At 63.1% G+C, this 12449-nt stretch carries 12 protein-coding genes and 2 tRNA genes; 8 read left to right on the forward strand and 6 right to left on the reverse strand.

Annotated features, from left to right (window positions below; all coding sequences use genetic code 11):
• Nucleotides 1–75 precede the first annotated feature (75 nt).
• Nucleotides 76–981: an acyl-CoA thioesterase gene (locus tag ACIQC5_RS14115; RefSeq protein WP_400283319.1), complete on the reverse strand. Its 906-nt coding sequence runs from the start codon at nucleotides 979–981 to the stop codon at nucleotides 76–78.
• Nucleotides 982–1044: 63 nt separating this feature from the next.
• Between ACIQC5_RS14115 and ACIQC5_RS14120 the strand changes: the two genes are divergently transcribed.
• On the forward strand, nucleotides 1045–1716 hold the full coding sequence (locus tag ACIQC5_RS14120; RefSeq protein ID WP_400283322.1) for a hypothetical protein: 672 nt from the start codon (nucleotides 1045–1047) through the stop codon (nucleotides 1714–1716).
• A gap of 51 nt (nucleotides 1717–1767) precedes the next feature.
• Here the strand turns inward: ACIQC5_RS14120 and ACIQC5_RS14125 are convergent, their stop codons facing one another.
• Together ACIQC5_RS14125 and ACIQC5_RS14130 are read right to left on the reverse strand one after the other, a co-directional pair.
• Nucleotides 1768–2247 carry a globin gene (locus ACIQC5_RS14125; protein WP_400283872.1) on the reverse strand — a complete coding sequence of 160 codons (480 nt, stop codon included), beginning with the start codon at nucleotides 2245–2247 and terminating at the stop codon, nucleotides 1768–1770.
• Nucleotide 2248: 1 nt separating this feature from the next.
• Nucleotides 2249–2962 (reverse strand): mechanosensitive ion channel family protein, encoded by a 714-nt coding sequence (locus ACIQC5_RS14130; protein ID WP_400283325.1) that lies wholly within the window; start codon nucleotides 2960–2962, stop codon nucleotides 2249–2251.
• 87 nt (nucleotides 2963–3049) lie between these two features.
• On the opposite strand from ACIQC5_RS14130, the gene ACIQC5_RS14135 reads away from it, so the two are divergent.
• Nucleotides 3050–4063, forward strand: coding sequence for an NAD-dependent epimerase/dehydratase family protein (locus tag ACIQC5_RS14135; protein WP_400283328.1), 1014 nt, complete (start codon nucleotides 3050–3052; stop codon nucleotides 4061–4063).
• On the opposite strand, the gene ACIQC5_RS14140 is transcribed toward ACIQC5_RS14135, so the two are convergent.
• Together ACIQC5_RS14140 and pepN are read right to left on the reverse strand one after the other, a co-directional pair.
• Entirely contained in the window at nucleotides 4060–4539 is a 480-nt protein-coding gene (locus tag ACIQC5_RS14140) for an OsmC family protein (RefSeq protein ID WP_400283331.1), read from the reverse strand. The genes ACIQC5_RS14135 and ACIQC5_RS14140 overlap by 4 nt on opposite strands.
• Before the next feature lie 54 nt (nucleotides 4540–4593).
• Entirely contained in the window at nucleotides 4594–7155 is a 2562-nt protein-coding gene (pepN, locus tag ACIQC5_RS14145) for an aminopeptidase N (RefSeq protein ID WP_400283334.1), read from the reverse strand.
• Nucleotides 7156–7289: 134 nt separating this feature from the next.
• On the opposite strand from pepN, the gene ACIQC5_RS14150 reads away from it, so the two are divergent.
• From ACIQC5_RS14150 to ACIQC5_RS14160, 3 genes are all read left to right on the forward strand, one after another.
• Nucleotides 7290–8294, forward strand: coding sequence for a hypothetical protein (locus ACIQC5_RS14150; RefSeq protein ID WP_400283337.1), 1005 nt, complete (start codon nucleotides 7290–7292; stop codon nucleotides 8292–8294).
• A gap of 80 nt (nucleotides 8295–8374) precedes the next feature.
• Nucleotides 8375–8857 carry a ribose-5-phosphate isomerase gene (locus ACIQC5_RS14155; RefSeq protein ID WP_400283340.1) on the forward strand — a complete coding sequence of 161 codons (483 nt, stop codon included), beginning with the start codon at nucleotides 8375–8377 and terminating at the stop codon, nucleotides 8855–8857.
• The gene (locus tag ACIQC5_RS14160) at nucleotides 8857–9744 is read left to right on the forward strand and encodes an Fpg/Nei family DNA glycosylase (RefSeq protein ID WP_400283343.1); all 888 of its coding nucleotides are present in this window, start codon (nucleotides 8857–8859) and stop codon (nucleotides 9742–9744) included. The genes ACIQC5_RS14155 and ACIQC5_RS14160 overlap by 1 nt, the downstream gene beginning before the upstream one ends.
• A gap of 111 nt (nucleotides 9745–9855) precedes the next feature.
• On the opposite strand, the gene ACIQC5_RS14165 is transcribed toward ACIQC5_RS14160, so the two are convergent.
• Nucleotides 9856–9929 (reverse strand) — tRNA-Gly (locus tag ACIQC5_RS14165).
• Nucleotides 9930–10056: 127 nt separating this feature from the next.
• Here ACIQC5_RS14165 and ACIQC5_RS14170 point away from each other — a divergent pair.
• From ACIQC5_RS14170 to ACIQC5_RS14180, 3 genes are all read left to right on the forward strand, one after another.
• A tRNA-Pro gene (locus ACIQC5_RS14170) sits at nucleotides 10057–10131 on the forward strand.
• A 69-nt stretch (nucleotides 10132–10200) separates the two neighbouring features.
• Complete coding sequence (gene tig, locus ACIQC5_RS14175) at nucleotides 10201–11577, forward strand: trigger factor (RefSeq protein ID WP_400283346.1); 1377 nt, start codon at nucleotides 10201–10203, stop codon at nucleotides 11575–11577.
• A 244-nt stretch (nucleotides 11578–11821) separates the two neighbouring features.
• Entirely contained in the window at nucleotides 11822–12433 is a 612-nt protein-coding gene (locus tag ACIQC5_RS14180; protein WP_400283875.1) for an ATP-dependent Clp protease proteolytic subunit, read from the forward strand.
• The last annotated feature ends 16 nt before the right edge of the window (nucleotides 12434–12449 follow it).

Below are 12449 nucleotides of genomic sequence, written 5' to 3' on the forward strand. Positions count from 1 at the left end.
AGCCGACGGGCGAAAATGCAGCGATGGCCGGTCCCTATGGGACCGGCCATCGCTGCATTTTAGGGAAAGAACGGACTACGGAACCCTGACCATGCCTTCCTGGGCTACGGTGGCGACGTGCAGGCCTTCGCGGTTGAAAATCCGACCGGTCGCGAGGCCGCGTGCTCCTTGCGCGCTGGGGGACTCCTGAACGTACAGCATCCACTCATCCACCCGGGCCGGACGGTGCCACCACATGGCGTGGTCCAAGCTGGCGACGCTCATGCCGGGCGTCATCCATGCGAGGCCATGCTTGCGGAGGATGGACTCGAGGAGCGTGTAGTCACTGGCGTACGCCAAGGCAGCCCTGTGCAGATTGGGGTCATCGGGTAACGGCCCCATGGTCTTCATCCAAACGGCATTGGTGGCCACGTGCTCGGTGGGAGGGGAGACGTAGAGTGCGGGATCGACGTGGCGGACGTCGAACGGCCTCTCCGAGGACATGTGCCGTGCCAGGGGGTGATCGTATTGCGACAACAGTTCAGCGGTGCTCGGCAATGATTCCGGGTCCGGGATACCTTCCGGCATGGCTGCCTGATGGTCCAGGCCTTCGTCTTCAACTTGGAACGAGGCAATCATCGACAGGATAGGTACGCCGTCCTGGTAGGCATGTACTCGACGGGCCGAGAAGGACCGGCCATCACGCAGACGTTCCACGCCGAAGGTAATGGGCTTATTGGCGTCGCCGGGCCGCAGGAAATACCCGTGCATGGAATGGGCAACGCGATCAGCCTCGACGGTGCGCATTCCAGCCATCATGGATTGTGCCAGCACCTGGCCTCCGAAGACGCGGTGCCGGGGCTGTTTCTGGGATGGCCCCAGGAAGATGTCCTCGTTGGTCCGGGCGCCGTCGAAGTCGCCCAGATCCAGTAAGTCGATCAGCACTTCCATGGGATCCTCGGCGGGCGCCTCCACCTCGAGGTCAGCATTCGTGTCAGTCATGGTTCGACTCTAGACGGCACCCTGACCCCTCTCAACAGCGGACATGCCGGTAGAGTCGATGGTGTGACAGATGTCCTGACCCAGTCCTTCCGTTTCGCCGATCCCCGTGACCTTGTGGACCTGCGGACCTTCGTTACCCGCGCCAAGAGCATTGATGACGGAGCCATCCGATTGCAGGCTGCCGGTCAGGTATTGGCCGCTTATGTCTGCGTACTGCGGCCCCGGATCCTGGGGGAGTCAACCCCCACGATTCTTGGTCTACGGACCATGGCCCTGGCTGAGCCCGCACAGGCGGACGTCACAGTTACGCTGGCCTCGGTCATGGACCGTCTGGCCCGCTCAGGCGCCACGGACGTCGAACTCCCCATCCCGCCGTCGACCGTTTCTGAGTCGTGGGCCGGCGTGGGTGCGCCGCGGAGCGGCTGGGAGGCAGTAGGTACCGTGACCGACGCCGATCTCAAGTCGGCCGCGGAGGCGGGAATTGCAGAAGTGGCAGGCGTAGTGCCGGCACTGGCCGGCGCGGCGGTGGTGAACACCGCACGCGCTGCCGTGTGGGGCCGGGACCTGCCGGACCTGAACAATGTCCCGGCAGGCGCGGCTTTCGCCGCTTTCGCCCTCGGGTTCCTGGGTGATGGTGAGCAGCAGGTGTTCCGCAACGGCCGTTGGTTCCGCCTGAGCGGTCCGCGCGGTCACGTGCTGGTCCGCACGGGCGCCGGCCTGGGCCTCGGTTTCTAAAACCAGCCTTCCCAAGATCCGCGTTTCCAAGACCTCGCCTTCACGACCTGCTTAGACCGCCGACGGGCTGTTGACCATGGTCAAAGCCGCGCGCTCCATGTAGTCCCAGAGCGTGCCCTCGTGCAGGGGCGAAAGTTCCAATGAGTCGACGGCTGCCCGCATGTGGAACAACCAGCGGTCCTTGGCCTCCGGCGTGACCCGGAACGGCATGTGCCGCATGCGCAAGCGGGGGTGGCCACGTTCGTCGCTGTAGGTGGTGGGACCGCCCCAGTACTGCTCCAGGAACATGAGGAAGCGCCGCTTGGCGGGCCCAAGGTCCTCTTCGGGATACATGGGCCGCAACAGTGGGTCCCCGGCGACGCCGTCGTAAAAGACGTCGATGAGCTTCACGAACGTCTCATGCCCGCCAATGGCTGCGTAGAAACTGTCCGTGTAGGCGGGCTGGCTAAAGGGGTCGTTCTGCATCAGCTGGCGACGTGGCCCGGCCTCTGCCACTGGTAGCTGTGCGGGCACACCCTGCTCACCGGTCATGTCACTCACTTGCTTTCTCCTCGTGATCCTTGGTGGGGCGCACGGCGCCCGGCGCCGTGGCTGCGACTGCCGCCGGAGCGGTGCCGCGTCCGTCGTCGTCCGAAGCGGGTGTCTCGAGCGGCACATAGTCGCCCTGCGAGCGGTTGCCCACACGCAGGATTTCGCCATTGCGCAGGTACCAGATGGCGCCGTCCTCAGCGCGGACACGCGTAATGCGAAGCCCCACGGATTCAACCGTACCAATCACTTCGCTGGTGACGATCACGTCGCCAATCCCGTATTGGTCTTCGATGGTGATGAAGATTCCGGCCAGGAAGTCGCGAATGAGTTGCTGTGCCCCGAAACCGATGGCGACACCCAGGATTCCGACGCTGGTCAGCAGCGGGGCGACGTCCACGTTCATGTACTTGAGAACGTAGATGATGACGATTACCACCACCACGACGCTCACGAGGCTGGTCAGCAGCGAACCGATGGTCTCGGCGCGCTGCGAACGACGTTCGTGGTCGAGCGCTCGGATGGCGGGTTGCACCCATTTGAAGTGCGGCTTCTTGAAGAAGGTGCTGCCCGCGGATACACGCCTGGTGATGCGCAGGATGATGAAGCGTGCCACGATCCACACGAGCAAACCAATGCCCACGGTGATGAGGATCGACACGAGATCGATGTTTTCCGGTTCGATGGTGATGGTTTCTGCCAGGGGGATGGAGGTCAAGGTTGGATTTCTCCTTGTCGTCGGCCCGTGTTCGCCGGGCGCGGAACACTCTGTCCACCTCCAACCCTAGCGCCGTAGCGTGTCCCCATGCGCATCCTGATCCTCGGCGGTACGGCCTTCCTATCAGCAGAAACAGCACGACACGCGGTTGCTTTGGGGCACGACGTCACGTGCCTTGCCCGTGGAACGTCCGCAGAAGCGCCCGACGGCGTCACGTGGATCCGCGCGGACCGTTCCTTGGGTGCGGCGGCCTTTGCGGACGCTGCAGGGGACTGGGATGCCGTGGTGGATGTCTCGCGTGATCCTGTGCAGGCGAAGGCAGCACTGGAGTCGCTTGGCAGCAGGGCGAAACACTGGACGTTCGTTTCCAGTTGTTCGGTGTATGCCGATCATTCAGTGCCGGGCGAGGACGAAAGTGCGGAACGGCTTGAGCCGTTGCCGGCTGGCCAAGCGGGCACGCCCGGGACGTACGGAGAATCGAAGTCGGCCATCGAACAGATGACGCTGGCCATGGTGGGGGACCGCGCCCACATCGTGCGGGCCGGGCTCATCGGCGGACCAGGCGACGGAACGGACCGCTACGGTTACTGGCCCGCGCGCTTTGCCGCCAATTCCGGGCCAGTGCTGGTGCCGGATATCCCTGGCGCTGCCACGCAGATCATCGATGTCAGGGATCTTGCGGCCTGGATCCTTTGGGCAGCCGAGACCGGTTTGACCGGCACGTACAACGCGCTGGGCGCCGTCGTCCCGTTCGGTGACTACATCTCCGAGTCCCGCCGGCTGGCTGCTGAAGCCGCGGCCGGCGGTGAGCCGATCTGGGCTGCGGAGGACTGGCTTGTGGAGCAGGGCGTCGACTACTGGGCTGGACCGGACTCGGTCCCGCTGTGGTTGCCGCCAGGACACGAAGGCTTCCAAGCCCGCACCAACCGGGCAGCGCGGGAACAGGGGATGACCCTAAGGCCTTGGCAGGAGACGCTGAGGGACACTTTGGAGGATGAAGTCACCCGTGGACTGGAACGGGATCGAAAGGCCGGCTTGAGCCGGGCCACCGAAAGCCGGCTTGTTGCTGAGCTCTCATCGCAGCGGGCTGAACAGCGCTAGGCTGCTGCCGCCGTCGTGACTGGCTCGTGAAGTACTGGGAAGTTGACGCTGCGGGCGATAAAGCACACCTGGTTGGCTTCGTGGTGCAACTGCGGGACCAATGAAGTGTGTGCCGGATCGGCAATGGTGACGTGCGGTTTGAGAGTGACGTTTTCGAACTGTCCACTGCCGTCCCGGTTCATTTTCATGAGGCCTTCGGCGTCGTCCTGATAGTCCGTCACCACCACGCCGTGCTTCACAGCAACATGGAGGAAGGACAGCATATGGCACTGTGACAACGCCGCGAGCAATAGCTGCTCCGGGTTGTAGCGGGTCCGGTCGCCGTGGAACGTGGGATCGGACGAGCCCTTCAAAGTGGGCAAACCGGCGATCTCGACGTCGTGATCGCGAGAGTATCCACGGTAGCTTGACGTGCCCTCTCCGAGGTTTCCAGTCCAGCGGACAGTCAGTGCGTAGTGGTGTTCGTTGAGGCCCATGCGGACAGTCTAGCCATCCAGGAACTGTCCGCATGGGCGTCTCAACCGTTCCTTTTAGACGTCAGCTGCCCGTGCTCGCAGGGCCCGGGCTACGCCGTCGCGGTTTTCGAGCATCATGCGCCGTAGGGCTGCGCTTTCTTCCGGCAGGCTGGCGAGGAATTCGTCGGTGCGGTCGACAGTTGCCTGGGTGGTCAGCTGGGCCGGGTAGAGCCCCACAACGATCTGCTGGGCGAGGGCGTGGGTGCGCTCCTTGACGATGCCGGGGACTGCTTCGAAGTATTTCCCGGCGTACGGCTCCAGCAGGGAAGTGTCCGCCACGCGCATGAACCCTGCGACCGCCGAACCTTGGAGCGCGTTGGAGAGATCTCCCTTGACCACGATCGAATCCCAGGCTGCGGCCTTTGCCTCGGCCGTGGGGATCGCGGCTGTGGCTTGGGCTGCCGCGTTCTGGCCGTTCGAGGTGTTGTCGCGGACGAGTTCTTCGTCGATGCGCTCCTGGCCGTGGCGCCCACCGGCCACGAGCGCGGTCAGCAGCTCCCAGCGCATGTCCTGGTCGATCGTCAGCCCTTCAAGAGTGGCGCTTCCGTCCAGCAGGGACTCGATGCGGTCCAGTTGGCCTTCGCTGCGCGAGAGCTGGGCGTAGGACTTGGCGAACTGGAGTTGCGCGTCGGATCCTGCCTCGACCGAAGAAGCAAGGTCCCAAAGTTTGTCCGCTGCCGCGATGGTGGTGTCAGCTTTGTGTTCGGCGGCGACATAGTACGTCAGGGTGGTGGCGAGTTGGCGCAACTGGACCAGGATGACCGACGAATCAGTCTCGTGGGCGATGTTGGCCAGGATGAGCTCAACGTACCCACGGGCCGGGGTTTCGCCGTCCCGTGCTGCATCCCATGCCGAACCCCACACGAGCGTCCGTGGCAGGCTGGCGGCGAAGTCTTTCAAGTGTGCCGTGGCAGTGGCCAGGGAGTGCAGGTCGAGGCGGACCTTAGCGTAGGCGAGGTCGTCGTCGTTGAGCAGGATCAGGTCCGGGCGGGCGAGTCCTGCCAGGTCCGGTACGTCGGTTCGTGGGCCGTCGACGTCGAGTTCTTCACGGTGGGTGCGTTCGAGCTTGCCCTCGCCGGAGAGCGTGTAGAAGCCGACGGCCAGGCGGTGCGGACGCAGGGTGGGCTGTTCGTCGATGGCGCTCTGCAGGATGGCGAAGCTCTTGAGCGTGCCATCATCAGCGACCTCCAGCTCGGGGGCCAAGGTGTTCACTCCGGCGGTTTCCAGCCAGAGTTTGCCCCATGCGTCCAGGTCACGGCCGGATGCTGCCTCCAGTTCGACCATCAGGTCTGCGAGCTCGGTGTTCTTCCACGCGTGCTTGGCGAAGTATGTGCGGACACCGGCCATGAACTGTTCCGGACCCACCCAAGCAACCAGCTGGCGAAGAACGGAGGCGCCCTTGGCGTAGGTGATGCCGTCGAAGTTCACCTCGACGTCCTCAAGGTTGTTGATCTCGGCGAAGATCGGGTGGGTGGTGGGCAGCTGGTCCTGCTTGTAGGCCCACGACTTCTCCACGGAAGCGAACGTGGTCCAGGCGCGATCAAACTCAGTGTTTTCGACGGCGGCCAGGTGGGACATGTATTCGGCGAAGGACTCGTTCAGCCAGAGATCATTCCACCACCGCATGGTCACCAGGTCCCCGAACCACATGTGTGCGAGCTCGTGCAGGACCGTGATGGCGCGGCGTTCGATCTGCGCGCCGGTGACCTTGCCACGGAACACATAGCCTTCCAGGATGGTCACCGCGCCGGCGTTCTCCATGGCACCGGCGTTGAACTCGGGCACGAAGAGCTGGTCGTACTTTTCGAACGGGTAGGGGCACCCGAACTGGGCCTCGAAGAACTCAAAGCCCTGCCGGGTCAGTTCGAAGACATTGTCCGCATCCAAGTACTGCATCAGTGACTTGCGCGCGAATACGCCAAGCGGGACCACCCGGCCGTCCGAGCTGGTGACCTCGGAACGAACGGCCTGGTAGGGGCCGGCGATCAGCGCGGTGACGTAGGAGGACAGCCGCGGGGTGGGGGCGAATTCCCAGACGGAACGGGCGCCGCCGTCGCCGCCGGGCGTGGTTTCTACCGGGGCCGGCGTGGGGGAATTGGAGATGACATCCCAGTGTGAGGGAGCCGTCACCTTGAACGTAAAGGATGCTTTCAGGTCAGGCTGCTCGAACACGGCGAACATGCGCCGCGAGTCCGGAACCTCGAACTGTGTGTAGAGGTAGACCTCGCCATCGACCGGATCCACAAACCGGTGCAACCCCTCGCCGGTGTTCATATATGGTGCGTCGGCCACGATGGTCAGTTCGTTCTCGGCAGCAAGGTTCGGAAGCTGGATCCTGACACCGTCGGAAACGTCCGCAGGATCAAGGGCCGTTCCGTTGAGGGTCACGCTGTGCACAGTGTCGGTGATGGCATCGATGAACGTCGAGGAGCCGGGTGTGGCGGAGAACCGCACCACCGTGCTGGAGCCAAAGACCACGGCACCCTTGGTCAGATCGAGGGTGACGTTGTACGACTCGACATTGAGTAGTTCAGCGCGCTCTGCCGCTTCTTCGCGCGTGAGGTTAAGGCCTGGCAAGTGGTGCCTCCAGAAGATTGGGGTGGCTGGCCGGAGAGGGCTCCCGCCGATGGTGTGAAGCCATTCTTTCACTACATCGGTCTTTGGCAAGGAGGAGGCACCACAGTGTCGCCGGTGCGGAGTAGCGTTGGATTATGGGAACGTTCCGTGACTCGCTCGACCTCCGCGCACTCCGCTTTGCGCTGGCCTTTCCTCTGCTCCTTGCCATCGGTTTCGTCGTGTGCGCCCAGATGTTGCGGCGTGACCTTCCGGACCCCGTGGCCGTTATGTGGAACGCCGACGGCGGATCTGCCTTTGCCCCGTTCGGCGCCTATGTGGCGGGCGGTGCTGCCCTGATTACCTTCTTTGGTTGGGTTGCCTTCCTTCAGGCAGTCCCGCTGTCCAGGCCCGTGATCATGCGTCGGGTCATGATGGGAATCGGCCTCATGGTGAGCCTCTTCATCACCTCGGTGCTGGCCGCTGGCTTGGTGGGACAGTCCACAGTGGGGGACGCGCGGTTTTCCCATGTGGATCCGATCGTGCTGGCCATGGGCAGCGGCGCTGCAGTGTCGCTGGGAGTCGTCATGATGTTCGCGTTCAAGCCGGACCCGCGATGGACCAATGAGGACGACGAAGCCCTTCACACGGAGTTGCTCCTTGCCGAAGATCCGGATCTCGCCCGTGATTCCTTGCGCATGTGGGTCCACGCAAGGAGTTCGGTCTTCGTCATGATCATTGTTTCCACCCTTTTCCCCGCGGCCTTGATTGCCGTTGCCCTCCCGTGGCTCGGCGCGTTGGTGGCTGTAGTTGCCCTGATCGGCGCCGGGTTCCTGTTTGCGCGCGTGCGGGCCGACAGGGCGGGGCTGCAGGTCTTCGCCGGTGGAATCGTGAAAGTACTTGCCGTGCCCGCCGTCGAAATCGCAGTTGCGGCCCCTGCGGAAGTGAAAGCTGCCGACTTTGGCGGATGGGGTTGGCGGCACCACGACGACGCCACCGCCATGCTGGTCAGCAGCGGACCCGCCGTCGTCGTCAGAAAACTTAACGGACGCAGGGTGGCTCTCAGCGCCGGAACGAGCGCCAGCGCTGACAAACTCGCGGGAATTCTTAACCGGGCAGCTGAGCGCGCCCACCCCGGCGGGCAGCCCCGGCAACCCGGGTAAAGGTAACCTAGGTAGCGCATCCCTCACCGCGCGCCCCGGCCAGATGCCATCCCGGCGCGCCAGAAAGAAATGGACTTCCCGTGACTACACCCCGCGTCCACATCGCCACGGACCACGCCGGCATGGAGCTGAGCGCCCACTTGGTCGGCCACCTCACTGCCAAGGGCTACGAAGTGGTGGATCACGGCCCCAAGGAATACGATGCGCTGGACGACTACCCGTCGTTCTGCATCAAAGCCGGAATTGCCGTTGTGGCTGACCAGGAAGCAGGCGTCCACGCGCTTGGCATCGTCCTTGGTGGCTCAGGCAATGGCGAGCAGATCGCGGCCAACAAGGTGAAGGGCGTCCGCGCGGCACTGGCATGGAACTTGTCCACGGCCAAGCTCGCCCGTGAGCACAATGACGCCAACGTCATTGCCGTCGGTGGCCGCCAACACACGGTGGAGGAAGCCACCGAGCTCATCGAAGCATTCCTGCAGGAGCCGTTCAGTGAGGACGAGCGCCACGTACGCCGTATCGGCAAGATTGCGGTCTACGAAACCACCGGCGAGATCGTCGAGTAGTGCCTGAAGGACATTCGGTCCACCGGCTGGCCCGGCAGTTCCAGGATGTCTTCGGCGGCCGGCGGTTGGAGGTATCCAGCCCGCAGGGGCGGTTCACCGCCGGCGCCGCGCTGCTGAACGGGCACACCATGGTGGAAGCCATGGCGCACGGCAAACAGATGTTCCTGCGCTTTGACCACGACACCTTCCTGCACGTACACCTCGGCCTGTACGGTGCGTGGAATTTCGGTGGTGACAGCTCTTTCAGCGGAGCTTCCAGCATCGGTGCCCCGCGTCGGATAGGTGAGCGTGAGTCGGCGTCGATTCCTGGCGAAGACGAGTACGCCGGGCCGCCTGCTCCCGTAGGTGCCGTCCGCGTCCGGCTCGTGTCAGAGCACGGGTGGGCAGATCTCCGTGGTGCAACCACGTGCGCGGCCATTACCTCCGCCGAAGCGGCTGCGGTGTTTGGCCGGCTGGGACCGGATCCCTTGCGTAACTTACCGGGGGACAGGGATGAATTTGTGCGGCGTCTGCGCCGTCGTAAGACCGCCGTGGCGCTCTTGTTGATGGACCAATCAGTAATGGCGGGGGTCGGCAACATCTACCGGGCAGAGGTGCTCTTCCGGAAACGCGTCGACCCGTGGACTCCCGGCAACGCAATTGATGCCGGCACTGCCGGGCTCCTGTGGGATGACGCCGTGGCAGCAATGTCGGACGGCGTCCGGGATGGTCGGATTGTTACTACGCCTCCGTCGATGTGGACGGAAGGCGCAACAACCGCGCCCGACGCCGATGCCCACTTTGTCTATAAGCGGGACGGTCTGCCCTGCCGCGCTTGCGGGACGGTGGTGGGACTGACGGAGATCGGGGCACGCAAGCTGTACTGGTGCCCTGGCTGCCAACTCTAGGTCCGTGGCTGGAGTCGGACCGGATCCACCGACAGTCGGGATGCCGCCTGAAAGATGACGCTGGGTAACGAAAGAAGCCCCCAACCGAGGTTGGGGGCTTCTTCGTCTTGGTGGAGGGGACGACGGGAATCGAACCCGCGTAATCAGTTTGGAAGACTGAGGCTTTACCATTAAGCTACGTCCCCGGATGGATCTCCTGCTTGAGGACATCTTCCCGGTGGCTGTTGAAGCCGGGTACAACTAAACCTAATTCCGGCCGCAGTGTCAAATGTGCATTCATGGCTCGCTTACCCGTAGACTGTCCTGTGCATTCGGGGTGTAGCTCAGCTTGGCTAGAGCGCCTGCTTTGGGAGCAGGAAGTCGCAGGTTCAAATCCTGTCACCCCGACTCTGTGTGCGTGTCTGCTTCAGGGACACGGCAGAACCCCATACCCACAAAATCAGGAGTACTTAGACTGTGAAGAGCGCTGTCGAGAACCTCACCGCCACGCGGGTCAAGCTCAACGTTGAGGTTCCCTTTGAGGAACTGAAGCCGAGCATCGATGCCGCGTACAAGACCGTTGCTTCGCAGATCCAGGTTCCCGGATTCCGCAAGGGCAAGGTTCCCACCAAGCTCATCGACCAGCGCGTTGGCCGTGGCTACGTTCTGGAAACTGCCATCAACGATGGCCTCAACGGCTGGTACCAGGCTGCCGTTCAGGAAACGGGCGTTCGCCCCCTGAGCCGTCCCGAGGTTGAGATCACCGAGGTTCCGGACCCGTCCGCAACCGACGGCGAGCTCAAGTTCCAGGTCGAGATTGACATCCGTCCCGAGATCGAGCTGCCCGACTACGCCGGCATCAAGGTTGAGGTTGCTGCGGCAGAGTCCTCCGATGAGGACGTTGACAAGGCACTGGACGAACTCCGTGGCCGCTTCGGCACACTGAAGTCCGTTGAGCGTCCTGCCAAGAACGATGACTTCCTGACCATCGACATCACCGCCACGATCGATGGCGCTGACATCGACTCCGCTTCCGGCCTCTCGTACCAGGTTGGCGCCGGCACCATGCTGGAAGGCCTCGACGAGGCCGTAACCGGTCTGTCTGCCGACGAAGACGCGATCTTCGAAACCACGCTCGTTGGTGGCGACCACGCCGGCGAAGCTGCCCAGGTCAAAGTTGTTGTCAAGGCCGTCAAGGAGCGCGAGCTTCCTGAGGCCAACGACGACTTCGCCCAGCTGGCTTCCGAGTTCGACACCCTGACCGAGCTCCGCGAGGACCTCGCCAAGCAGGCTGCTGACTCCAAGGTTGTTGGCCAGGGCGTCGAGGCACGTGACAAGGTCCTGGACAAGCTCGTTGAGCTCGTCGAGGTTCCTGTTCCGGCTTCCGTTGTTGAAGAGCAGATCGAAGCTCACTTCAACCCGGAGAACGCCCACGGCGAAGGCGACCACGACACCGAGGAACACCGCGCCGAGGTCAAGGCCAACACGGAGCGCGCCTTCCAGAACGAGGTCATCCTTGACGCCATTGCGGACAAGGAAGAGGTCGGTGTAAGCCAGAACGAGCTGATCGACTACATCGTGACCACCGCCAGCCAGTACGGCATGGACCCGAACCAGTTCGCGCAGATCATTGATCAGAGCGGCCAGGTCCCCATGATGGTTTCCGAGGTGCGGCGCCGCAAGGCTCTCGCAGTTGTTCTCGGCCAGGCCGAGGTTGTCGACTCTGAGGGCAACAAGGTTGACCTGACGGACTTCGTCCGCCCCGCCGGCGAAGCTGAAGAGGCTGCCGGTATCGAAGAAGCCGAAGAAGCTGAGGCAGTCGCCAACGACGACCCCGCAGCAGTGAAGTTCTAAGAATTAACTGGCAACCGACCCCGGATCGACTGATCCGGGGTCGGTTTGCTTTTAAGCCCTGAACGGACAGGTGCGGGCGCTGCCCGGCAACGCCTGTCCCAATCGTGCGCCGTCAGCGAACAGCGCGATTCCGGCGAACAAATCGCCTGTGAAAACGGTTAGTGTCCAAGTAGTGAAGTTCAGTGAGGTCACTGGCACCAGCGAGAGGTAAGTACTTATGTCACAGCAATCAGCGGCTCCCCGGATGGCAACTGTCGATCCCGCAGCCCAGGACAACTACATCTACAACCGCCTCCTGAAAGAGCGCATCATTTGGCTCGGATCCGAGGTCCGTGACGAGAACGCCAATGCCATCTGCTCGCAGCTTCTCCTCCTCTCAGCCGAAGACCCCGAGAAGGACATCTACCTCTACATCAACTCACCCGGGGGCTCCGTCACCGCCGGCATGGCCATCTACGACACCATGCAGTTCATCCCGAACGACGTCGTGACCGTAGCCACCGGCCTGGCTGCCTCCATGGGCCAGTTCCTTCTTTCCTCGGGTACGAAGGGCAAGCGCTACGCAACGCCCAACGCCCGCATCCTGATGCACCAGCCCTCGGGCGGCATCGGTGGCACGGCCTCGGACATCAAGATCCAGGCAGAACTGATCCTGCACATGAAGAAAGTCATGGCGGAGCTCACTGCAGAGCAGACGGGCCAGACCGTTGAGACCATCCTCAAGGACAACGACCGCGACAAATGGTTCACGGCCACCGAGGCTTTGGAATACGGCTTCTTCGACAAGATCTCGGCTCACGCCGGTTCCGTGGCCGGTGGCGGCGGAACGGCCAACCAGTCGAACTCCGACAAGTAACCGGCAACAAGAACCA

It is taken from the genome of Paenarthrobacter sp. NPDC092416, from assembly GCF_044755025.1.
Taxonomy (GTDB): domain Bacteria; phylum Actinomycetota; class Actinomycetes; order Actinomycetales; family Micrococcaceae; genus Arthrobacter.